The organism is Pseudomonas sp. ANT_J12 (assembly GCF_008370045.1).
Lineage (GTDB): Bacteria > Pseudomonadota > Gammaproteobacteria > Pseudomonadales > Pseudomonadaceae > Aquipseudomonas.
Genome location: NZ_VOBN01000002.1, coordinates 83,688 through 105,118, shown reverse-complemented (window position 1 = coordinate 105,118; position 21,431 = coordinate 83,688). Strand labels below are relative to the sequence as shown.

General features: G+C 59.4%; 23 protein-coding genes and 1 pseudogene. 14 read left to right on the top strand and 10 right to left on the bottom strand.

The window, feature by feature from the left end; genetic code table 11:
- The first annotated feature begins 293 nt into the window (after positions 1–293).
- Positions 294–1,994: a long-chain-fatty-acid--CoA ligase FadD1 gene (gene fadD1 / locus FQ192_RS06365; RefSeq protein ID WP_149657845.1), complete on the top strand. Its 1,701-nt coding sequence runs from the start codon at positions 294–296 to the stop codon at positions 1,992–1,994.
- A 168-nt stretch (positions 1,995–2,162) separates the two neighbouring features.
- On the opposite strand, the gene FQ192_RS06360 is transcribed toward fadD1, so the two are convergent.
- Positions 2,163–2,540 carry a hypothetical protein gene (locus FQ192_RS06360; RefSeq protein WP_046032015.1) on the bottom strand — a complete coding sequence of 126 codons (378 nt, stop codon included), beginning with the start codon at positions 2,538–2,540 and terminating at the stop codon, positions 2,163–2,165.
- A 200-nt stretch (positions 2,541–2,740) separates the two neighbouring features.
- On the opposite strand from FQ192_RS06360, the gene FQ192_RS06355 reads away from it, so the two are divergent.
- From FQ192_RS06355 to def, 3 genes are all read left to right on the top strand, one after another.
- Positions 2,741–2,932: a CsbD family protein gene (locus tag FQ192_RS06355; RefSeq protein ID WP_149657844.1), complete on the top strand. Its 192-nt coding sequence runs from the start codon at positions 2,741–2,743 to the stop codon at positions 2,930–2,932.
- Between the two features lie 172 nt (positions 2,933–3,104).
- Complete coding sequence (locus FQ192_RS06350; protein WP_149657843.1) at positions 3,105–4,055, top strand: YihY/virulence factor BrkB family protein; 951 nt, start codon at positions 3,105–3,107, stop codon at positions 4,053–4,055.
- 2 nt (positions 4,056–4,057) lie between these two features.
- Complete coding sequence (gene def, locus FQ192_RS06345) at positions 4,058–4,597, top strand: peptide deformylase (RefSeq protein WP_149657842.1); 540 nt, start codon at positions 4,058–4,060, stop codon at positions 4,595–4,597.
- An 83-nt stretch (positions 4,598–4,680) separates the two neighbouring features.
- Here def and FQ192_RS06340 read toward each other — a convergent pair whose 3' ends face one another.
- A complete protein-coding gene (locus tag FQ192_RS06340; protein ID WP_149657841.1) occupies positions 4,681–5,502 on the bottom strand; it encodes a class I SAM-dependent methyltransferase in 822 nt (273 codons plus the stop codon).
- 60 nt (positions 5,503–5,562) lie between these two features.
- The gene (locus FQ192_RS06335; RefSeq protein ID WP_149657840.1) at positions 5,563–6,000 is read right to left on the bottom strand and encodes a GNAT family N-acetyltransferase; all 438 of its coding nucleotides are present in this window, start codon (positions 5,998–6,000) and stop codon (positions 5,563–5,565) included.
- A 412-nt stretch (positions 6,001–6,412) separates the two neighbouring features.
- Between FQ192_RS06335 and FQ192_RS06330 the strand changes: the two genes are divergently transcribed.
- From FQ192_RS06330 to FQ192_RS06315, 4 genes are all read left to right on the top strand, one after another.
- Positions 6,413–7,354 (top strand): fatty acid desaturase, encoded by a 942-nt coding sequence (locus tag FQ192_RS06330; RefSeq protein WP_149657839.1) that lies wholly within the window; start codon positions 6,413–6,415, stop codon positions 7,352–7,354.
- A gap of 18 nt (positions 7,355–7,372) precedes the next feature.
- Positions 7,373–8,164: a phosphate/phosphite/phosphonate ABC transporter substrate-binding protein gene (locus FQ192_RS06325; RefSeq protein WP_149657838.1), complete on the top strand. Its 792-nt coding sequence runs from the start codon at positions 7,373–7,375 to the stop codon at positions 8,162–8,164.
- 244 nt (positions 8,165–8,408) lie between these two features.
- Positions 8,409–8,951, top strand: a complete 543-nt coding sequence (locus FQ192_RS06320) for a sigma-70 family RNA polymerase sigma factor (protein WP_149657837.1) — start codon at positions 8,409–8,411, stop codon at positions 8,949–8,951.
- Positions 8,948–9,961, top strand: a complete 1,014-nt coding sequence (locus FQ192_RS06315) for an ABC transporter substrate-binding protein (RefSeq protein ID WP_149657836.1) — start codon at positions 8,948–8,950, stop codon at positions 9,959–9,961. The genes FQ192_RS06320 and FQ192_RS06315 overlap by 4 nt, the downstream gene beginning before the upstream one ends.
- A 51-nt stretch (positions 9,962–10,012) precedes the next feature.
- On the opposite strand, the gene gstA is transcribed toward FQ192_RS06315, so the two are convergent.
- A complete protein-coding gene (gene gstA / locus FQ192_RS06310; protein WP_149657835.1) occupies positions 10,013–10,615 on the bottom strand; it encodes a glutathione transferase GstA in 603 nt (200 codons plus the stop codon).
- A 99-nt stretch (positions 10,616–10,714) separates the two neighbouring features.
- Here gstA and FQ192_RS06305 point away from each other — a divergent pair, with 99 nt between their 5' ends.
- From FQ192_RS06305 to FQ192_RS34945, 3 genes and pseudogenes are all read left to right on the top strand, one after another.
- Positions 10,715–11,587 (top strand): LysR family transcriptional regulator, encoded by an 873-nt coding sequence (locus FQ192_RS06305; protein WP_149657834.1) that lies wholly within the window; start codon positions 10,715–10,717, stop codon positions 11,585–11,587.
- A 529-nt stretch (positions 11,588–12,116) separates the two neighbouring features.
- Positions 12,117–12,893 (top strand): annotated as a pseudogene (locus FQ192_RS34950) (PAS domain-containing protein); the annotation flags it as partial.
- The gene (locus FQ192_RS34945; RefSeq protein WP_372242328.1) at positions 12,867–13,436 is read left to right on the top strand and encodes a methyl-accepting chemotaxis protein; all 570 of its coding nucleotides are present in this window, start codon (positions 12,867–12,869) and stop codon (positions 13,434–13,436) included. The pseudogene FQ192_RS34950 and the gene FQ192_RS34945, both read left to right, overlap by 27 nt.
- Positions 13,437–13,616: 180 nt before the next feature.
- Here FQ192_RS34945 and FQ192_RS06295 read toward each other — a convergent pair whose 3' ends face one another.
- The 5 genes from FQ192_RS06295 to FQ192_RS06275 all read right to left on the bottom strand — a co-directional run bounded on the left by FQ192_RS06295 (position 13,617) and on the right by FQ192_RS06275 (position 17,740).
- Positions 13,617–14,159, bottom strand: coding sequence for a hypothetical protein (locus FQ192_RS06295; RefSeq protein WP_149657832.1), 543 nt, complete (start codon positions 14,157–14,159; stop codon positions 13,617–13,619).
- Positions 14,160–14,341: 182 nt separating this feature from the next.
- Positions 14,342–14,893 (bottom strand): hypothetical protein, encoded by a 552-nt coding sequence (locus FQ192_RS06290; protein ID WP_149657831.1) that lies wholly within the window; start codon positions 14,891–14,893, stop codon positions 14,342–14,344.
- Positions 14,894–15,030: 137 nt separating this feature from the next.
- Positions 15,031–16,455 carry an MFS transporter gene (locus FQ192_RS06285; protein WP_149657830.1) on the bottom strand — a complete coding sequence of 475 codons (1,425 nt, stop codon included), beginning with the start codon at positions 16,453–16,455 and terminating at the stop codon, positions 15,031–15,033.
- Positions 16,456–16,633: 178 nt separating this feature from the next.
- The gene (locus tag FQ192_RS06280) at positions 16,634–17,266 is read right to left on the bottom strand and encodes a glutathione S-transferase family protein (RefSeq protein ID WP_149657829.1); all 633 of its coding nucleotides are present in this window, start codon (positions 17,264–17,266) and stop codon (positions 16,634–16,636) included.
- Between the two features lie 42 nt (positions 17,267–17,308).
- A complete protein-coding gene (locus FQ192_RS06275; RefSeq protein ID WP_149657828.1) occupies positions 17,309–17,740 on the bottom strand; it encodes a PACE efflux transporter in 432 nt (143 codons plus the stop codon).
- Between the two features lie 119 nt (positions 17,741–17,859).
- Between FQ192_RS06275 and FQ192_RS06270 the strand changes: the two genes are divergently transcribed.
- Together FQ192_RS06270 and FQ192_RS06265 are read left to right on the top strand one after the other, a co-directional pair.
- Positions 17,860–18,735: a LysR family transcriptional regulator gene (locus FQ192_RS06270; protein ID WP_149657827.1), complete on the top strand. Its 876-nt coding sequence runs from the start codon at positions 17,860–17,862 to the stop codon at positions 18,733–18,735.
- Between the two features lie 463 nt (positions 18,736–19,198).
- A complete protein-coding gene (locus tag FQ192_RS06265) occupies positions 19,199–19,447 on the top strand; it encodes a DUF6124 family protein (RefSeq protein ID WP_149657826.1) in 249 nt (82 codons plus the stop codon).
- A 155-nt stretch (positions 19,448–19,602) separates the two neighbouring features.
- On the opposite strand, the gene FQ192_RS06260 is transcribed toward FQ192_RS06265, so the two are convergent.
- Positions 19,603–20,634: a LacI family DNA-binding transcriptional regulator gene (locus FQ192_RS06260; protein WP_149657825.1), complete on the bottom strand. Its 1,032-nt coding sequence runs from the start codon at positions 20,632–20,634 to the stop codon at positions 19,603–19,605.
- Positions 20,635–20,850: 216 nt separating this feature from the next.
- Here FQ192_RS06260 and FQ192_RS06255 point away from each other — a divergent pair, with 216 nt between their 5' ends.
- Positions 20,851–21,384 (top strand): gluconokinase, encoded by a 534-nt coding sequence (locus FQ192_RS06255; protein ID WP_149657824.1) that lies wholly within the window; start codon positions 20,851–20,853, stop codon positions 21,382–21,384.
- Positions 21,385–21,431 lie beyond the last annotated feature (47 nt).

Here is a 21,431-nt window from a genome sequence, read left to right as displayed (position 1 = left end):
TAGGAGCGAGGCTTGCCCGCGAAGCTTTTAAGGGCTGAAAAGCCCGATTTAAGGGCTTTTAGAGGCTGTATAGAATTTTTGCTCTAAAATGACTGCCGGTTATTCTTGAGTCATTTATGTGACTGTAGAGGCTGCTTTTGGCTCTAGTCGGCCCTTGGCAAAGCTGCTACTCTCGGCGCGCTTTTGTGACTTCTCGGCCTATATAAAAGCCAGACTCACCAATAAAAAACACACACCAATAATAATCGCATCAAATGCGGTGATGAATTCGCGTTGCTGAGGAGTGGGCTTCCATGAACGAAGACTTTTGGAAGGATAAGTACCCTGCCGGGATTGCTGCCGACATCAATCCAGACGAGTATCCGAATATTCAGGCAGTGTTGAAGCAATCCTGCCAACGCTTCGCCGACAAACCGGCTTTCAGCAACCTGGGCAAGACAATCACCTACGGTGAACTGTACGAATTGTCCGGTGCCTTTGCCGCTTACCTGCAACAGCATACCGACTTGCAGCCCGGTGATCGAATCGCCGTGCAACTGCCTAACGTGTTGCAGTACCCGGTAGCCGTGTTCGGTGCGATCCGCGCCGGGCTGATCGTGGTCAACACCAACCCGCTGTACACCGCGCGGGAGATGGAACACCAATTCAACGACTCCGGTGCCAAAGCCCTGGTCTGCCTGGCCAATATGGCTCACCTGGCGCAGACCGTGGTGCCGAAAACCGGCGTCAAGCACGTGATCGTCACCGAAGTCGCCGACCTGCTGCCGCCGCTCAAGCGCCTGCTGATCAACAGCGTCATCAAGTACGTGAAGAAGATGGTCCCGGCGTATCACTTGCCCAAGGCCGTCAAGTTCAACGACGTGCTGAGCAAGGGCCACGGCCAGCCCGTGGCCGAAGCCAACCCGGACAGCGGCGATGTCGCGGTGCTGCAATACACCGGCGGCACCACCGGCGTGGCCAAGGGCGCGATGCTGACCCACCGCAACCTCGTCGCCAACATGCTGCAGTGCAAGGCACTGATGGGGTCCAACCTCAATGAAGGTTGCGAGATCCTGATCACGCCGCTGCCGCTGTACCACATCTATGCCTTCACCTTTCATTGCATGGCGATGATGCTGATCGGCAACCACAACATCCTGATCAGCAACCCGCGCGATTTGACGGCGATGGTCAAGGAACTGTCGAAGTGGAAGTTCAGCGGCTTCGTTGGCCTGAACACCTTGTTCGTGGCCCTGTGCAACAACGAAGCGTTCCGCAAGCTCGATTTCTCGGCGCTGAAAGTCACCCTGTCCGGCGGCATGGCCCTGCAACTGGCCGCCGCCGAGCGCTGGAAAGCGGTGACCAATTGCCCGATTTGCGAAGGCTACGGCATGACCGAAACCAGCCCGGTCGCCACGGTCAACCCGATCCAGCACATCCAGGTCGGCACCATCGGTATTCCGGTGCCGTCGACCCTGTGCAAAGTCATCGACGATGCCGGCGTTGAACAGCCGCTGGGCGCGATCGGCGAGCTGTGTGTGAAAGGTCCGCAGGTCATGAAGGGCTACTGGCAGCGCCAGGACGCCACCGATGAAATGCTCGACAGCGAAGGCTGGCTGAAGACCGGTGACATCGCGCTGATCCAGCCCGATGGCTACATGCGCATTGTCGATCGCAAGAAAGACATGATCCTGGTCTCCGGTTTCAACGTGTACCCGAACGAGTTGGAAGACGTGCTTGCGACCCTGCCGGGCGTGCTGCAATGCGCGGCCATCGGCATCCCGGACGAGAAGTCGGGCGAGGCGATCAAGATCTTCATCGTCGCCAAACCGGGCGTGACCCTGACCAAGGAACAGGTGATGGAGCACATGCGCGCCAACGTCACCGGCTACAAGGTTCCGCGTTCGGTGGAATTTCGCGATGCGCTGCCGACCACTAACGTCGGTAAGATCCTGCGTCGCGAACTGCGTGATGAAGAGTTGAAGAAGCTGGGCGTGAAGAAAGTAGGCGCCTAAACAAAAGCCCCGCAGATGCGGGGCTTTTTTTGGCCTGACGGATCGTTCCCACGCTCTGCGTGGGAATGCCTCAATGGACGCTCTGCGTCCGCTGTTGGGACGCGGAGCGTCCCGGGCTGCATTCCCACGCAGAGCGTGGGAACGATCAATCAGCGTGGGAACGAGCGGTCAGAGTCGAAACGGTGCGAAGTTGACGTTGGTACCCGCCGGGCGCATGTCCTGCAGGTACGAGTCCTTGTCGGCGCTCAGTTCCAGGCTCAACGCCGCTTTGCGCTTGCCTTCATTGCGCACCACCAGGCCTTCGAGTTTTTCACGCAGAAACACCGTCGGCACTTTCAGGTGCAGCAGTTCGTCGGTATCCGGGGTGTGCATCAACAAGTGCACCCACTCGTACTGACCCACGGCCAGGCGTGCCACCGGGATGTCGAACCACCAGATGTTGCGATTGCGGTTCAATTCGGTGAAATGGCAGTTGTTGACGCCAAGCACAGCACCGCCGAGTTCCTGGTTTCTGCGGGCAATGGCCTGCTTTTTATCGAGTTTCATAACATTCCTACGGGGTTGGATCTTCAGCGCCAAGGCCTGAATACGTTGCGCATTCTCGGGGGTTGCACGGCAAACATAAAGCCCAACCTTTAATCGGCGATGAAATGATGCAGTGAAAATAAATGAAACTCCGTGCAAACGCCTTCGGTCAATCTTTGTGTAACGACTATTACCCTTGAATTGTTCACAGGAGAAACACCATGAGCAGCACTGGCGATAAAGTTAAAGGTATGGCAAACGAAGCGGTCGGCAACGTCAAGCAAGGCGTCGGCAAGGCCACTGACAACACCAAACTGCAAGTCGAAGGCAAAATCCAGGAGAAGAAAGGCGAAGCCCAGCAAGCGGTGGGCAAAGCCAAGGACGCCATCAAGAAAGGTGTCGACAAGGCTTGATTCGGCCTTTCAAGACATTAAAGAAACGGCCATCCGAGGATGGCCGTTTTTGTGTCAGCCCCACCGGTTAAATAACGAAATTGTTTCAAAGTCGCCAAGTAGGCTACTTTGATGTAGAAAACGGCCCCTGAGTCGCCACGACTTCAACCTTTTGCGGCGAAAGGAGACGCTAATGATTTTCCCGGACATGAGAGGCCTGCCCATCCACCGCGTGATGGTGCGCACGGTCAAAGAATTCATTGACGATGAGATGTCGACCTACGCCTCGGCGCTGGCTTATCAAATGCTGTTCTCGCTGTTCCCCTTCATTCTGTTCCTGATCGCCCTGATCGGTTTCCTGCACCTGCCGGACTTCTTCTCCTGGCTGCGCCTGCAATCGGAACTGGTGCTGCCGCCCCAAGCCCTGGAGCAGGTGAACCCGGTGATCGACCAGTTGCAGCAGTCCAAGGGTGGCTTGCTCTCGATCGGTATCGTCATCGCCCTGTACACCGCCTCTTCGGGCGTGCGGCTGATGATGAGCGCGATGAACGCTGCCTACGACGTGGTCGAAGGCCGCCCGGTGTGGAAGCGCTTTCCGTTGTCGATTTTCTACACCATTGGCATCGCCGGCATGCTGCTCGCCGCCGCCGCGCTGATGGTGCTCGGGCCGCAGGTGATGGGCTGGATTGCCGCGCAGGTCGGGCTGGAAGACTTCATCGTCACGGTGTGGACCATTGCGCGTTGGCCGGTGATCGTGATCCTGATGATGATCGCGGTGGCGCTGATCTATTACGTTATGCCCGATGTCCGTCAGGAGTTTCGTTTCATCACCCCCGGCTCGGTGCTGGCGGTGGTGGTGTGGATCATCGCCTCGTTGGGTTTCGCGTTTTACGTCAAGACCTTCGCCAACTACAACGCCATGTATGGCAGTATCGGCGCGATCATCGTGCTGTTGCTGTACTTCTACATTTCCGCCGCGGTGCTATTGCTCGGCGCGGAGATGAATGCGGTGATCGAACACATGTCGACCGAAGGCAAGGACCCTGGCGAAAAGGTCCCCGGCGAGCACGACCACGAAACCAAACAACACGTATCGGGACTGGGACGAGACCACTCGCTCAAGCCGAACACTGACGAAGCCTGACCATGATCCGTGAAATCCTGAAAATGGGCGATGAACGCCTGCTGCGTATCGCGCCACCGGTGCCGGCCGAGATGTTCGACAGCCCCGAGTTGTGGCAACTGATCGATGACATGTTCCAGACCATGGAAAGCGTCGGCGGCGTTGGCCTGGCCGCGCCGCAGATCGGTGTCGACCTGCAACTGGTGATCTTCGGTTTCGAGCACAGCGAGCGCTACCCTGACGCCGAAGCCGTGCCGCAGACGATCCTGATCAACCCGCTGATCACACCGTTGAACCCGACCCTGGAAGAGGGCTTCGAAGGTTGCCTGTCGGTGCCTGGATTGCGTGGAGCGGTGAATCGTTATCAGGACATACGCTATGAAGGGTTTGATCCGAAGGGCCAGCCGATTGTGCGGATTGCCTCCGGTTTTCATGCGCGGGTGGTGCAGCACGAATGCGATCATTTGATCGGCCGGTTGTACCCGTCGCGGATCACGGATTTCACCAAGTTCGGGTTTATCGAAGTGATGTTTCCGGACCTTGATCCGAACGCTGACGAGTAAGACAAAAGCAAAGATCGCAGCCTTCGGCAGCGCCTACGCGCCTGTGGGCGCCGCCGAAGGCTGCGATCTTTTGATTCTGCTTTTTATTTCCCCGGTTTAACAAACCGCAACGTCATTCGGTCCGACTCCCCGATCGCCACGTACTTCGCCTTGTCCTTCTCCCCCAACGTCAACGCCGGCGGCAAGGTCCAGACGCCTTCGGGATAATCCTTGGTGTCCTTCGGATTGGCATTGATCTCGCTTTTTTCCTCCAGCTTGAACCCCGCATCGGTCGCCAGTTTCACCACATACGCGGTGGTCAGGTAGCCGCTGTGCTTGATGTCGTCCAGCGACGCCCCGTCTTTGGCCCGGTGATCCACCACGCCGAGCACGCCGCCCGGTTTCAGCACCTTGAAGAACGACTCGAACATCAGCGGCGCCGTGTCGGCCAGCACCCAGTTGTGCACGTTGCGAAAGGTCAGCACCGTGTCTGCCGAACCGGGTTTGCCGAGCACCGGGGCCTTGGGATCAAACTCGACCACCTGGGCCTTGGCATATTGCGTCGGGGCGGCGGTGAATTTGGCCTTGAGGGTTTCTTCGTTCTTGCGCGCATAGTCGCTGACCGTCGGCGCTTGCACGGCGGCAATGTAGTGGCCGTGCTCCTTGAGCAGCGGCGCCAGCAGTTCGCTGTACCAACCGCTGCCGGGGGTGATTTCGATGACGGTCTGGTTGGCGCGCAAGCCGAAGAATTGCAGGCTCTGCTGCGGATGGCGGTAGACGTCGCGCACCACGTTCTGCGGCGCGCGCCAGGTGCCTTTGAGCACCTCGGCGTATTGCGCGCTGGAGATGGACGGGGTGTCGGCGGCGTGCGCCAGAACAGGGGTGAGCAGGGCGGTCAGGGTCAAGGCGAGCAGGGCAGGTTTCATGGCGCATCCAGGCAGATTCGAAGTCGACCCCGAGGCTAGCACGCAGCAATCAAGAGCTGATCACACATTATCGATGGACGACCTCACCAACGGTTCTAAGCCCATGGCGATCATCGGTTTGCTGCGGGCGTAACGGGTCAGGCGTTCGACCATGGCGTAGGGCATTTGCGGGTCGAAGATAAAACCCCGACGCTCATAAAAGCCGCGCAAATCCGGGTGGCAATACAGCCAGACCGGGCTGTCGAGGCCCTTCACCGCTTCGGCGATCAGCGCGGCGGCGATGCCTTGTTCACGACACGCTGGATCGACGAACAAACCCGTCAACCAGTACCCGCCCGCCACCGGCCGTAAACACAAGGCCGCGACAATTTCGCCGCGCCGGGCCACCCACAATTGAGCTTCGCGCACGGCTTTCATCGGCGATTGGTGGGCGCGGTAAAACTTGTTCATCAACGGCCATAACGGTTCGTCGAGCAAGGCGTACTGAGTGTCTGGCATGGGCGTTGGCTGTCAGTTGGCAAAGTGGGCGATTATAAAAGAACGCGAGCGGCGCGATAGGTGTATACCTGACTTCACATCCCGTATGAGTGGAGTACGTATCATGGCCAAAGGCATGGATTCAAAAAAAGCAGCGAAGAAAAAACCGGCAAAAACCGCCGATGAAAAGCGCGCGGACAAGAAGGCCAAGAAGGTGGATGTGTTCGGGCACTAAAACCTGAGTCACCGTGCCGATCGTTCCCACGCTCCCGCGTGGGAATGCCTCTGGGGACGCTCCGCGTCCAGTGACGCGGAGCGTCACGGGCTGCATTCCCACGCGGAGCGTGGGAACGATCGTTAAACCAGAAAATAATCTGCAAGATTTCCCCACCCCATTGCACAGAGAGGGACACGTCCCGTTCTGAGCAAAGCCATGTCCCATTACTTCGACGCCGCCCATCGAGAAGAAATCGAAACCCTGCGCCAACGCCTGACCGCTCGCACCGAGTGGCCGACCTGGTTGCTGCTGACCGGCGTCTACGCGGGCTGGTTCGGCCTGATCCTGGCCAGCGACCGATTGGGCCTTTGGTGGAGCACCGTGCTGTTGATTCCACTGGTGGTGCTCTGGCTGTCGGTGCAGCACGAACTGCTCCACGGCCATCCCACGCGTTGGCTGGCCCTGAACAAAGTCCTCGGTTATGCACCGTTTGCGGTGTGGTTCCCGTACACCCTGTATCGCGACAGCCATTTGCTGCATCACCACGATGAAGACCTGACCATCCCCGGCCGCGACCCGGAAAGCCGTTACCTCACCGCCGAGCACTGGCAGCGCAGTTCCGTGTTCAAGCAGGTCCTGCACCGCTTGAACAAAACCGTGCTGGGGCGCGTCATGGTCGGCGCCCCCCTGGCGTTACTGGCGCTGGCGCGCAAAGAGCTGCGACGTCTGCAAGCGGGTGAGCGGCAGGCCTGGTTGATGTGGCTCACCCATGGCGCGCTCACCGGGTTGATGCTGGCGTTCATCGCGCGTTTCAGCGTGCTCCCGGTGTGGCATTACCTGTTGCTGATCAGCGTGCCGGCGCTGTCGATTGCGATGATTCGCTCCTACTATGAACACCGCCCCAACGCCCGACCCGAGCAACGCACCGTGCTCAACGAAGCGGCGTGGCCGTGGAGTTGGCTGTTCCTGAACAACAACCTGCACCTGGTGCATCACGACATACCGAGCCTGCCCTGGTACGACTTGCCCAAGGCTTATCGCACCCGTCGTGAGCAATGGCAGGCACGCAGCGGCGGGTTTCTGGTGCGGGGTTATGGGCAGTTGTGGCGCCAGCATGGGCTCAGGGCGATCGACAGCCCGCAACATCCGTTTCATTGATTGGCTGAAGGAATTTCGATGACCCAGCACCTCGCCGAACTACTGATGTACGTCGCCCCGGAATCGATCCGTCGCGCCAATGAACGCTGGCTGACTGGCATCGCGCAACGCCTGGGCGCCTCCCGCAAAAGCGCCGAGGGCCTGTCGCTGCCGGACCTCTGGCTCTCCCCGCAATTGCTGCTGACGCAAACCTGCGGCTATCCGCTGATGACCTTGTTGCGTGGTCAGGTCCGGGTTGTCGGTCGTCCTCGCTATGAATTGCCGGACAGCAACGGCGGCAACCATTGCAGCCTGCTACTCAGCCGCGCCGATGATCCTCGCCGCAACTTGCCGGCCTTTTACAACTGTCGCGGGGTGATCAATGACGAAGGCTCCAACAGCGGCATGAACCTGCTGCGCCATCGCCTGGCGCCACTGCACCGCGACGGTCAGTTCTTCGCCCGTGTCGGCATCAGCGGCGGCCACCGTGAAAGCCTGCGCTGGCTGCGTGAAAACCTTGCCGACCTGGCCGCCATCGACAGCGTGACCTTCGCCTACCTGGCGCGGCACGCCGAAGCCGAAGTGGCGGGTTTGCGCGTGGTTGCCCGCAGCGCGTTCAGCCCGACCTTGCCGTACATCACGGCGGCGAGTGCCAGTGATGAGCAGGTCGAGCAACTTCGGCGGGTGATGAACGAAACATTGCGCGAGCTGCCGGACGTCGCCGAAATCCTCGGTCTGCAAGAGGTATTGCCCGCGACGGAAAGCGACTATCAGGTGGTGCTTGATTACCAGCAGGAGGCCGAGGCGTTGGGGTATGGGCGGTTGCGTTAACGGTGGGGGATTTTCGTTGCCTGTCAGAACGCTCTCGCGGGCAAGCCTCGCTCCTACAGAGTTGACCACCGTTCCTGTAGGAGCGAGGCTTGCCCGCGAAAGCAATCTCACAGGCGCCATGCATCTAAATTTCTTAATCGAATATAAAAATACCTTTTAAGTATTATTAAAGAATAAGGCTCCCGTCTAGAATCGCGCCACCGGATCACCGGACATTCAGCGACCCCTAACCCCAGGAGCCCCTATGTCCGGCGCCGACCTTTCCCATCGCAACCACGTGGGCGGCTTGTTCCGCGCGCATTACTCCTGGCTGTGCACCCGGTTGCGCCGGCAGTTGGGCGCCAGCGCCAGCGTCGAAGACATCGCCGCCGAAACCTTCACCCAATTGCTCGAATCCCCGGGGTTGACGCCGATCCGCGAACCTCGCGCCTTGCTGACCACCATCGCCCAACGCCTGATCTATCAACTCTGGCGTCGTCGCGATCTGGAGCGCCAGCACCTCGATCAATTGCAACATGCCGATGCCGGTCAAGCGCAATCGCCGGAAGCACTGCTGCAATTGACCCAGGCCCTGCATCGGCTCGACAGCACCCTCGACCGCTTGCCGGGCAAGGTCCGGGCGACGTTCCTGTTGTCGCGGATCGATGGCCTGACCTACCCGCAAATCGCCGCCGAGCTGGGCATTTCCCAGCGCTCGGTCAGCGTCTACATGACCCGCTCCCAAGCCTTGTGCGCCCAGCACAGTGCCAATGAACCCTTAAATAGAACGACCCAGAGGTCCGCATGAGATCGATCAAAACCCTGCTCGGCAGTTCGCTGCTGGCCCTGAGCCTGGTCGCCACCCAGGCGCCCGCCAGCGAAAAAATCGCGCCGATCCACTTCGGCGACATCGCCTGGGAAAGCGGCAGTTTCATCACCGAAGTCCTGCGCCTGATCGTCGAGAAAGGTTACGGCTACCCGACCGATACCTTGCCAGGCAGCACCGTCAGCCTTGAAGCGGCGCTGGCCAAGAACGATATCCAAGTGATCGGCGAAGAGTGGGCCGGGCGCAGTCCGGCGTGGGTCAAAGCTTCGAACGAGGGCAAAGTGTTCGGCCTCGGTGACACAGTCAAAGGCGCCACCGAAGGCTGGTGGGTGCCGGAATACGTGATCAAGGGCGACCCGGAACGCGGCATCAAGCCACTGGCCCCGGAGCTGAAATCCGTGGCTGACCTGCCACGCTACAAAGACGTGTTCCGCGACCCGGAAGACCCAAGCCGCGGCCGCTTCCTCAACAGCCCCACCGGCTGGACCTCGGAGATCGTCAACAGCCAGAAACTCAAGGCCTATGACCTGACCGCCGATTACGTCAACTTCCGCACCGGCTCTGGCGCGGCGCTGGATGCCGAGGTCGCGTCGTCGATCCGTCGCGGCAAACCGGTGCTGTTCTACTACTGGTCGCCAACGCCGTTGTTGGGGCGGTTCAAACTGGTGAAACTCGAAGAGCCGGCGTTCGATGCCGAAGCCTGGAAGACCCTGGCCGACGCCAATAACCCGCATCCGAAGGGCACTCGCTCGATGCCGGCGAGCTTGGCGATTGGCGTCTCCGCACCGTTCAAGGCGCAGTACCCGGACTTGGTGGCCTTCTTTGAAAAGGTCGATTTGCCGATAGATCTGCTGAACCAGACCCTGGCGCAGATGAGCGAAAAACGTCAGCCACCGCGTCAGGTCGCCGAGGCGTTTTTGCGCGATCAGCCGCAGGTGTGGAAGGGCTGGGTGCCGGGGGAAGTGGCGAGCAAGGTGAGTGGGAGTTTGTGATTTATTGAATCCTGTAGGAGCGAGGCTTGCCCGCGAAGGCGGCCTCCAGCCCTACAACAACTCCGCCGCCAACGTCGCCTTCACCGCCGGGCGCTGATCAATCCTTGCCTGAAACCGCACCAACGCCGGCCACTGCTCCAACTCAATCCCAAACCCCGCCGCCCAACGCAGCACCGTAAACAAATACGCATCCGCCACGCTGAACCCCTCCGGCATCAAATAGTCCTGCTGTTCCAGCGTGCGAACCAACACCGCAAACCGCTTGAACAATTTCTCCTTGATCAACCGCTTCACCTCCTCGGGAAACTGCGCATTGAACAGCCATCCAAGCCCGCCATGAATCTCGGTCGAGACGAAGTTCAACCATTCCTGTAACCGCACCCGTTCGAACGTCCCGTTCTGCGGCGCCAGATTCGCCTCGGGTCGCAGGTCCGCCAGGTATTGCAGGATCGCCGGTCCTTCGGTCAGCACCTGGCCGTTGTCCAGTTGCAGCGCCGCGACGTAGCCCTTGGGATTGATGGCGAGGAAATCCTCACCCGCAGCGGTTTGCTTGGTGCGGTTATCGACACGGATCAATTCGAACGGCAGATCGAGTTCGCGCAACACAATGTGCGGCGCCATCGAGCAGGCTTGCGGGGCGTAATACAGCTTCATGGGCAGGGCTCTGGTTGAGGATTTGCGCCAGTGTCATAGTGCGCGCCGGTCTTCGTAAAATTAATCTTCCAGAACACTGCCATAAGGACAGCTACTGCCATGATGAATCTGATGCACTGGCGAATGGTGGTGGCGGTGGCCGATACCGGCAACATTACCCGGGCGGCCGAGCGGGTCGGCATGACCCAGTCCGGTGCCAGCCAGGCGTTGGCGCTGATCGAGGAAACCCTGGGCGTTCAACTGTTCAGCCGGGAAAACCGCCAGACCCTGCCGACCGCCATCGGCCTGCCGGTGATCGAGCAGGCGCGGACCATGCTCGGCGCGTTGGAGGCCATTCGCAGCACCGTCGACGCTGCAAAAGACATCCAGCGCGGCAGCATTCGCCTGGCCAGTTTTCCCATGGTGCTGGCGACGTTTCTGCCGCCGCTGTTGCGTCAGTTCAATCGGCTCTATCCCGGCGTTCAGGTGGTGGCCCTGGAAGTCAGCGACGACGAAGTGGAAACCCTGCTCGACGCCGGGCTGGTGGATGTCGGCGTGGTGCTGAACCCCGCGCCCGAGCGCAATGCCGCGGTGTTGGGGCGCGATGCCTGGGTGGCGGTGCTGCCCGGCGGCCATCCCCTGCCACGGGGTGCACACGAAGAAGGCATCAGCCTGGCGCAATTGGTGACGCACCCCTTTGTGCTCGCCACTGGTGGCTGTTCGACCAACGCCCGCAGCCTGGCGGCCGACGCCGGTTTGCAACTGAGCGATGTCCGGGCCGAGGTCCGGGAGTGGAGCAGCGCCTTCACCCTGGTGCGGGAAAACATCGGCGTGACCCTGGTGCCGGAAATGACACTGCCGGCCAATCGCCAAGGGTTGCGGGTCATTGCGCTGCTACCACGGATCGTTCGCGAATTTGCCCTGGTGGTGGCACCGCACAAGACCCCTTCTGCCCCGGTGCAAGCGCTGCTGAGCATGCTCGCCGACCAATGATCGGCCTGTGTCGCTGAACCGATTTTGTGCTGATTATTGGCCGACTAATGGCATTGCGCCTGTCAGTTCACTGGCTATGCTCACCCATAGCTCACTTCTTCAGTCACAAAAATGAATGGTTCGTGACCGGAAGCGTGAGCGCCGTGACATCAGCCGAAGAGTGCGCACCCAAAGCACCGACACTCAACAATCAGGAGCCGTGCCGTAAATGGAGTTACTTACCAAAACGTTAGGGTTGGCCCGACCGGGCTATCAAGAGAAGGATGTCTTGATAAGAGCGTCGCTGCATGGACACTCCGATTGAACATCATTTATCACCTGACACATCCTGCCCTTGGCGGGATGCGTGTGCCTGTTCCGTGGAACGTAGTGGTGGATCTGAAATGACCGAGAACGTTCTCCCGGCATTTCCCCTGTAGGAGCAACGCTTGCTCGCGATAGCGCCGGACCTGACACACCGCGTCATCGTGCATCGCGGGCAAGCTTTGCTCCTGCATCAATCAAAGATCGCGCTGAAGGTGATAGAACCATGTTTAACCTACATCACAAGGCTGACCTGCTGGAGATCGAGCGCTTCAACTGCGCGCTGAGCGAGGCCAACGCCAAGTTGGCGGCGGTCAGTCGCTCGATGGCGATGATCGAGTTCAGCCCCGAGGGCATCGTGCTCGACGCCAATGAAAACTTTTGCGCGGTCATGGGCTATAGCGCCGTAGAAGTGCGCGGCAAACACCACCGGATCTTCTGCGAAGAAGCGTTTTATCGCAGTGAGGAATACGCCAAGTTGTGGCGTGACCTGGCCCGTGGCGAACCGGTCAGCGGTACGTTCCTGCGTTTGAACAAGGCGGGTCGCGAGGTGTGGCTCGAAGCCAGTTACATGCCGGTGTTCGGGCCGGATCGCCAGGTGCGTAGCGTGATCAAAGTGGCCTCGGACATCTCCGCTCGTATCCATAAAGAGCACGAAGAAGAAAGCATGCTCGCAGCCATCGGGCGCTCCATGGCGGTGATCGAATTCACCCCGGACGGCCGGGTCATCACCGCCAACGACAATTTCCTGAAAACCATGCATTACTCGCTCAACGAAGTGATTGGCCAGCATCACAGCCTGTTCTGTCACCGCGCCGAAGCCGAGTCGCCGCAGTACAAGGCGTTCTGGGCCTCACTCAATCGCGGCGAATATCACTCGCACCGTTTCGAGCGCAAGGATAAGCACGGTCATACGGTGTTTCTGGAAGCCTCCTACAACCCGCTGTTCGACAGCAAAGGCCGGTTGTACAAAGTGGTGAAGTTCGCCAGCGACATCACCCAGCAAGTCACCACCCTGCGAGCCGCCGCGGAATCGGCCCACAGCACCTCGGTACAAAACGACGTCTGCGCGCAAAAAGGATCCCAAGTGGTCCAGCAGACGGTGCAGATCATCCAGGACATTTCCCGCGACCTCAACGAAGCGGCCCTGAGCATCGACGCGGTAAGCAAACAGTCGGACATCATCGGCACCATCGTCCAGACCATTCGCGGCATTGCCGACCAGACCAACCTGCTGGCGCTCAACGCCGCCATCGAAGCGGCCCGGGCCGGGGAGCATGGGCGCGGGTTTGCCGTGGTGGCGGATGAAGTGCGCAGCCTCGCGGCGCGCACCAGTCAGGCGACGCTGGAGATCGTCGACGTGGTGCGCAGGAACCATGACTTGTCGTTGAGCGCGGTGTCGAGCATGCAGTCGAGCCTGAGTCGCACCGGGCTGGGTGTGGAACTGGCGAACGAAGCGGGGGAGGTGATTCTGGAGATTCAGCAGGGATCGCGGCATGTGGTGGATGCGATCAGTCAGTTTAATTCGACGTTGCAGTTGAATTAGCGCAAAGGAAAAACAGCCCCTCAGGCACTTGCTACAGGTTGAGGGGCTTAGATATTACTGACGGGTTTGAACCCATTATTGAGCACGACCTAACATTATGGGTTGGTTAAATCAGGCAGACCTTGATGTGCTCGCTCCGCCGGGGAGTGGTGTTGAGTTTTAGAACATGGACCATGCCTGTCATTCTGGGACAGTGGTGAAGTTGAACTCTCCGGTGATAGTCACCAATCTTCCTGGTCCATCGTGTGACTGTATGGTAAAGGTGCCGGCGTATTCACCTTTGTCTTTGAAAGCACCATTGTCGACGGTAATGTTTAACTTGCCACCATCGACGGGGTAGCTAATAAGTTGATGGAGAATAACGGCGTTAGTTGCACTGAGTGTCAGGTCGTGAGTGCCGTTTGGTAATCCTTCCGGGAAGGTGAATAGGAAGCGACTAAGATGATGTTCATAGGAAGTAGCTTCGATAGATGTGGTCGGAAGAGGGGGGGCATTCGGATCCGCGTATAGGTCGCGACCTGTAAAGTCCGGCAATGAAGGGGCTCCGGGCGGGCGTTCAAATTTTGCGGTGAATGTCCCTTTCCCTGATTCATTGCGCGTTTTAACAGGCGCTGACTCGTTTTTCCTCAATGTTGTTGTGGAGGTTACAGTGGCGGATTCACAGTGACTGGAACTGTTATCGTCAACTGACAATGTGGTTGATACCGTTGCGCTTGTCGCCATGGCGGCCTCCATTCTCTTGATAGTTGCGCGAATCTTCTGATTGCGCGGCGCAGTCATCATTGGATAGGTGGGGGAGGCTGTCTACTGTCAGAACTTACAGGTGGGCGTTATAAGCCGATGGGCGGTTATATCGCCAGAAAAAAAAAGGGTCCGCTGAGGGACCCTTTTTAAGGCGAACGCCGTTACAGCGAAGCCAGGAACTTATCGACCACCTGCGGCCCATCCTGCTTCTCGGTGCTGCCGTTTTCCTTGTCAGCCTGGGCCAGTTTCATTTTGTCCTGGAGGCGCTCGGCGATCTCTTTGCTCACGGCCAGTTGTTGCGCCGGCGGCATCGCTTGCAACTGCTCTTCAGTGATGCCCATGTCTTTCAGGATACTGTCGCGCAGCCGCTGTTCCGGCGTTTTGCTCATGTAGTCCTTGAAGTCGGTCATGGCGGTGCTGTCGGTGGACTTGGCCTTGTTGTCATCCGGCACGGTCGCTTGCAGGCCCACGCGGGTTTTCGCGAAGGCTTCATCGACATTGTCGCTGATGGTGCTCGCCGCGCTGACTTGCTGGGTGGCGGCGTTCAGTCCGGAGGACTGCGCGTTGGTGCTGTCCTGCTTGATTTGCGCCACGGTGTTCTGCGCGTTCTGGATCAAGCCACTGTACAGCGCGCTCGCGGCGGCCGTGGTGGGGTCCATGTCCGTGCGCTGGGTTTTTTGAATGATGGAAGCTTGATGGGCACTGACCAACATGATGGATAAACCTGTAGGTAATTGCTGTTGAGTCTGTCGGAGCAATTAGCGTGCCGCTGCTGAAACGCCCGGTTTTTGGCGCGATTCGGCAGCGGCGGCGGTCAATCCTTGCCGCTGGGCGGCAGACGGCAACCGCTTCAGCGGTGGGCGATGTTCTCCAGCGCCAGGTTGCGGGTGCGCGGCCCGAAGTAGCCGATGGTGATCATCACGATCAACATGCTGCTGACAATAAACGCCAGTACCCCCGGCGTGCCGAAGTGTTCGAGGAAAATGCCGATCAGCAGACTGCTGAACACCGTCGACAAACGACTGAACGAATAGCAGAAGCCCACCGCCCGGGCGCGGATGTTGGTGGGGAACAGTTCGCTCTGGTAGGAGTGATAGGCGAAACTCAGCCAGGCGTTGCAGAACGTGATCATCACCCCGCAGACAATCAACCCGACCGCGCTGGTTTGCAGGGCGAACAGCGTGCCGAAGGTCATGGCGCCGAGGGCCGAGCCGACGATCTGCCACTTGTTCTCGAAACGGTTGGCGAACTTGACGAACAGCAACGGCCCCAGCGGATAGGCGAGGGTGATGATGAAGGCGTACATCAAACTGTGGGTCACGCTCACGCCCTGACCGGACAATAACGCCGGCAACCAGTTGCCAAAACCGAAGAAGCCAATGGCTTGGAACACATGGAACACGATCAGCATCAACGCCCGGCGCCGATAGGGCGGTTGCCAGATATCGGCGAAGCGGCCCGTGCCCTGAATGTCCACCGCTGCCAGTTCCGGTTCGTCCAGCGCCTTGCCCTGATCCTTCACGCAACGGGCTTCGATGCTGTCGAGAATCCGGCTGGCCTCATCGAAACGGCCATGTTGCGCCAACCAGCGCGGCGACTCCGGCAAGCGTGAGCGCAGCCACCAGATAAACAGCGCAAACACCGCGCTCGCCAGCACCACCCAGCGCCAGCCCGACACCCCGAACGGGTCCTGCGGCACCAGCCACCAGGACATCAACGCCACCGCCGGCACCGACAGGAACTGCACGAAAAACGCGAAAGCAAACGCCGAACTGCGCATGCGTTTAGGCACCAGTTCCGAAAGGTAGGCGTCGATGGTCACCAGCTCGATACCCAGGCCGATGCCGACCAGAAAGCGCATGCAGATAATGCCCAGCGCCGAACTCTGTACGCCCATGGCCACGGTGGCGACGGTGTACCAGATCAGCGCAAAGGTGAAGATCGCCCGCCGACCGAAGCGGTCAGCCAAAGGACTGAGCAGGCTCGCGCCGAGGAACAATCCGAGAAAGGTCGCCGAGGCAAACGCCGCTTGATCGGAGAAGCCGAACACCCCTTGGCTGCCCGTGGCGAAGATGCCGTCGCGGATCAGGCCGGGGCTGATGTAGGCGGTCTGGAACAAATCGTAGAGTTCGAAGAAACCGCCAATCGACAGCAACGCCACCAGTTTCCAGATCGTGGAAACGGCTGGGAGACGGTCGATGCGAGCGGATATCTGAGCGGCGCGGACGGGGTCGATGCCGTCTGCTTGAACGGCGGTGAGGGAGTGAGCAGGCATGGGCTGATCCGATTCTTGTTGAAGGGAAAGCTTAGCCTGCTATCGGAAATCAATGATTGTTAATTTTTGTGGTGCTGTGACGATATCCGCTGGCTTATTGCCAAAACACCGCTGGTTTTAAGGGTTTATGGCGTGACGAGACCCTAAAGCTCCAAAAACAACCGCCTTCGCCACAGGTTTAAGGCAACCCATTGCACCCATGTTTCAGAAACCCCGGACGCTGTGCCAACCGCTGAAAATACTCATCGACGCCAGGAAAGTCCGGCCGCTCCATCGGCGTCATCAGCCAGCGATTGACCGACAGACCGATAACGATATCGGCCAGGGTGAACCGTGGCCCGGCGACATAGGCCTTGGTGGCCGCGAGCTGATGCTCAAGGATGCTCATCTTGTGGTTCCAGTCGTTCACGCCGACGGCAATCTGATGCGGGTCCTGGAACTCCGGATCCTTGCGCACCAGCGCGGTGAACGCATAACTCCACGACCGATTGAGCTCGGTGGCCTGCCAATCCATCCATTGCTCTACCCGTGCCCGTGCAGCCGGTTCGGTGGGCAGCAATTCGTGGTGGTGATGCTTGCCGGCCAGGTAGCGGCAAATGGTGTTGGATTCCCACAACACCCCGGCGTCATCGATGATCACCGGCACCTGGGCGTTGGGGTTGAGGCGGGTGAACTCGGGGCTGTGGGTCGAGGCAAAACCGCTGCCCCAATCCTCACGCTCGTAGGCAACACCCAGTTCCTCACACGTCCACAGGACTTTTCTGACGTTGATGGACGACGCCTTACCGAGAATCTTCAGTGCATGTTCCATGGAGCTACTCCTTTAGCGAATCGACGCCTCGGGAATCTACCACTAAGCGGGATCCGGCAGCGCCGACGCTGGCAAACCAAACGTGCGATCAAACAACCAGTTGAAGGCGAAGGTGTAACACGGGATGAAAATGATCAGCGCCAGGTCGAGCAAAAATGCCTGCACCAGGCTGATGTTCATCCACCAGGCGATCAACGGAATGAGGAACACAATCAAGGTTAGTTGAAAACCCACGGCATGGGCGATGCGCCGTCTGACGGTGCGGGTGCGCGAAGGCTGGCGGCTTTCCCAGCGCTCGAACAGCGAGGTGTAGATGAAATTCCAGGTCACGGCGATGGTGGTAATGATCACCGCCAACGGCCCGGTGCTGCCTGGCGACGTACCGGACAACAGCGCCAGGCCCAGGGCCGAGAAGGTCATGCCGATCACTTCATACAGCGACACGTAGACCAGTTTGCGTTTAACGCCTTGCATGGGGTTTGCCTCTTTCTTGCGGACTTGAGCCAGCAGCACTGGCGAAGGCGGCGAAAGATAGCTTCAATAGGGCTGACAGAAAAAGTCAGAAGCTTTCAGTTTTATTGATAGGACAGCGGATGAATTTCAACAGCGACAGCATCGAATTGTTTCTCGCGGTGATCGAGCGCGGCTCGTTTTCCGCCGCTGCCCGGGCGCTGGGCAAAGTGCCGTCGGCGGTGAGCATGGGCATCGGCAACCTTGAGGCCGAGCTGGGTTATCCGCTGTTCGACCGCAGCCATCGCGAACCGGTGCCGACGGCGATGGCCAGCGCGCTGGTGCCCCATGCCCGGCTGATTTTTGAACAGCTCAAGCAGTTGCAGGTGCATGCGGTCGAGTTGTCGTTGGGGCTGGAGAGCAAGCTGTCGATCGGCGTTGTCGCGGACATCGACAAGTCCCGTTTAATGACGGCGATCAAAGTCATTGCCGAGCGCCATCCGCTCCTGGAAATCGAAGTGCTCAGCGCGCCGCAGGATGATGTGCTGGCGCTGCTGCACAGCGGCCGGGTCAGCGTGTGCCTCGCGTTCGCCGGGTTGAGCATGAACGTGCTGGAGCGTTTCCAGTTCGTCGGCACGGAACGGATGATCGCCACGCTGGCGGCGGACAATCCGCTGGTTAAGGGGCAGGATCTGTTTCTGGAAGACCTGGTGCATGTGCGGCAGATCGTCGTTGCCAGCCGCGATTTGCCGATCAGCGAAACCCGGCCGCTGGTGGCCGAATCCTACTGGCGTACGGACACGTTGGCGGCGGCGCTGGAAATGGTCGAGGCGGGGTTGGGCTGGGGGAATTTTCCGTTATCGGTGGTGCAGCCGTTGCTCGATGCTGGACGGCTCAAGCGTCTGCGATTCAGGAACATCGAGAATGGCCTGGTGCTGCCGGTGCACGCGGTGTGGCTCAAGAGCCAGCCATTGCAGAAAGGCGCGTTGGCGTTCGTTGGCCTTATGTCCGACGCATAACCTGTGGCGAGCGAGCTTGCTCGCGCTGGACTGCGCAGCAGTCCTCTGCTTTTTTGGGGCCGCTTCGCAGCCCAGCGGGAGCAAGCCCCCTCGCCACAATGATTGGCGGTCGCCCTTGAGGCGTAGGAAAGGGTTGTAGGAAAGCGGTTTCGGCAGGTTTCAAAAGGCTACAGCTTCTTGCTCCATTGCCTACAACTACGCCAGAATCCGCCGGCTTGTGCGTCTGGTGCCCGGATTTTATTGTTCCCGTGTCGCTGCCAATTCAGCGATCGGGTCTAGCAGCCCGGGTACTTTAGACGCATGCGTTCACCGTTCGTGGCCCGTTCACGTTATGGCGGCTGTGCGTGGGAAGATCTTCGGATCTACCGGGTTCTAGAGTCCTGGTCTGCTAGCCCGCGCACGGCTGTCACCTTATTCGTCTAGCAGCGAATCGTGGCAGCTCCATCACTCTAGGAACATCACCATGTTCAAACCGACTCCCAACCCGCCGCGCAAAATCAGTCCCATGTTCAGCATCTCGACTGACCTCAACAACGAAACCCTGCTGGCCCACGCCTGCGAATCCCTGGCTTCGGCCAATGTCATGATCAATGACTTCGCGACCTTACTGGACAACCCTCATCGCAACACCGCGCTGGGTATTGCACAGATCATCCTGTCGGCGGAAATGGCGGTGAATCGAGCGCTGGATAAGCTCGACCCACACGACTGACCACTGACCTGTGGCGAGCGAGCTTGCTCGCGTTGGGCTGCGTAGCAGCCCTATATCAGACGACTGGTTTTTTCTGATAACCGCAGCGTCAGAATTGGGGCCGCTTCGCCGCCCAGCGGGAGCAAGCTCCCTCGCCACAATGGCTGCGGTTTTGCTCAGGTGCTTTCCCGCACCTTCAACTCAAACCCCATGTCCTGCACGGGTTTGGCCACCGCATTACCCGCCATCAACGTCAACATCTGTTCCGCCGCACGCCGGCCGATGGCTTCGCGCGGGGTGCTGATGCTGCTCAGGCGCGGGACCATGTGCGCCGAGGCCGGCAGGTCGTTGAAGCCGAGGATCGCCACTTGCTCGGGGATCTTGATCCCGCAACGCATGGCCTCCAGCAGTGCGCCTTGGGCCAGGTCGTCGTTGCCGAAGAAGATCGCATCGACCTCGGGGTGGGTGGCCAGCAGTTGCAAGAATAACTCGCCACCCAAACCGACGGAGGACGCACGGGGCGTCAGCACTTCCAGATCCGGGTCGTACAAACCGGCCTTTTGCAGGGCTTTGCGAAAGCCTTCGCCACGCAGCAACGTGCGTTGATCCAGTTGCGCGCCGATGTACGCCAGGCGTTTACGTCCACGGGACAACAAATGCTCGGCGGCGGTTTCCCCGGCGGCCAGTTGCGAAAACCCCACGCAATTCAGGCCCGCGGCGCTGTCCAGTTCCATCATGTACACGCAGGGGATGTTGCTCGCCTCGATCATCCGTCGCGAGCTTTCGGTGCGGTCGAAGCCGGTCAGCAACAAGCCACGCGGCTGATAGGCCATGTAGTTGCGCAGCAGGTTTTCTTCTTCATCACGCGAGTAATGGAAGTTGCCGATCAGCACTTCAAAGCCCTTGGGGCGAAGAACCTGATGAATGGCTTCCAGGGTGTCGATGAACAGCAGGTTGGACAGCGACGGCACCAGCACCACCACCGAATGGCTCTGGGCCGAGGCCAGGGCGCGAGCGGCGGGGTTGACCACGTAATTCAGTTCAGCCGCGGCTTTCTGGACTTTTTCCACCAGTTCGGTGGCCACGGTGCTGACCCCGCGCAAGGCGCGGGAAGCGGTGATCGGGCTGACGCCGGCCAGGCGTGCGACTTCGTTGAGGGTAGGGCGGCCAGTGGTTCGTGGATTTTTATCGTTTTTAGGGGTGGTCATCGGGGCGGCTTGCCAAACAAAATTCAAGGCACTAAGGTAGCGCTGTCCCGAAGCAGCTGCAAATGCGTAAGCGAGTTTTGCCTGAACCTCGCTTTTTGGCCTCGTGAGCGAACATGCTGCAACCCACAAAAATGACAAGAAGGCGTCGGCAACTTCTACTTTTGCACTAGAGTTTCACGTAGCAAAGGTAGCGCTGTCTGCGCGCTGAGGTGTTTCATGAATCATCCCATCACCGCCCTGGTTATCATGGGCGTTGCCGGTTGTGGCAAGACTTGCGTCAGCGAAGCCTTGTGCCAGCTCAGCGGCGCGACTGCCATTGAAGGCGACACTTTCCACCCTGCCGCCAATATCGAAAAGATGAGCGCGGGAATCCCCCTGAACGACGAAGACCGTGCCGGCTGGCTCGACAGCCTGTGCGATGAATTGCGCCGCGTTGACGCCAAGGGCGAGCGCCCGGTGTTGACTTGCTCGGCCCTCAAACACAGTTACCGCGAAGTATTGCGCAGTGCCTTGCCGGGCCTGGGCTTCGTGTTCCTTGAACTGACCCCTGAAGTCGCTGCCGAGCGTGTGTCCCACCGCCCGGGCCACTTCATGCCGTCGACCTTGATCGACAGCCAGTTCGCGACCCTTGAATCCCCCGTTGGCGAGCCGCTGACCCTGGCCCTGGACGCTTCGAACCACAGCGTCGAGCAATTGGCCAAACAGGCACATGTCTGGTGGCTTGAACACGGCTTGAAGCTCGCGGTATGAGTCTTCCTCCAAGAGATAGCGCTGTCCTTATGCCTTGCGAATTACCC